General features: G+C 43.2%; 1 protein-coding gene. It reads left to right on the top strand.

The window, feature by feature from the left end:
- Positions 1 to 40: 40 nt before the first annotated feature.
- The coding region (locus D4A39_RS19225; protein ID WP_233552533.1) for a hypothetical protein at positions 41 to 442 on the top strand (402 nt) is incomplete at its 3' end.

Raw genomic sequence — 442 nt, 5'->3', positions numbered from 1 at the left:
TATATGATTAGTTTAGGTCTTAACTTTTAATCTGCTTATTATGAAAAGAATATACTCAATACTATTTGCGTCGTTTTCTCTTCTTTCATGGGCTTCTTGCAGCAGTTATCTGGAAGAAAATCCGAAGGACCCTCTGGATGAAGAAGCGGCATATTCTACCTTGTCGGACGTGCAGAAAAATGGGGTGCTTTCACTGTATAATTACGTGGGCGGATATGTCGATAGTCAGGGTCTTCAAGGGACAGGTCGAGGTATCTATGATTTGCATACATTTACTACCGATGAGACTATCATGCCCACACGTGGAGGGGACTGGTATGACGGCGGGTTCTGCCAGGGATTATATCTGCATCGCTGGGGAGTGAACAATGCGGCGATTTATGCCACTTGGGAATACCTGTATCGTACGGTGATTTTGTGTAATGGTTCTTTGGAAAGAATA

Source organism: Alcanivorax profundi, from assembly GCF_003597125.1.
Classification (GTDB): domain Bacteria; phylum Pseudomonadota; class Gammaproteobacteria; order Pseudomonadales; family Alcanivoracaceae; genus Alcanivorax; species Alcanivorax profundi.
The sequence above is the reverse complement of the archived record's forward strand: the minus strand, read 5'-3'. Positions and strand labels throughout refer to the sequence as shown.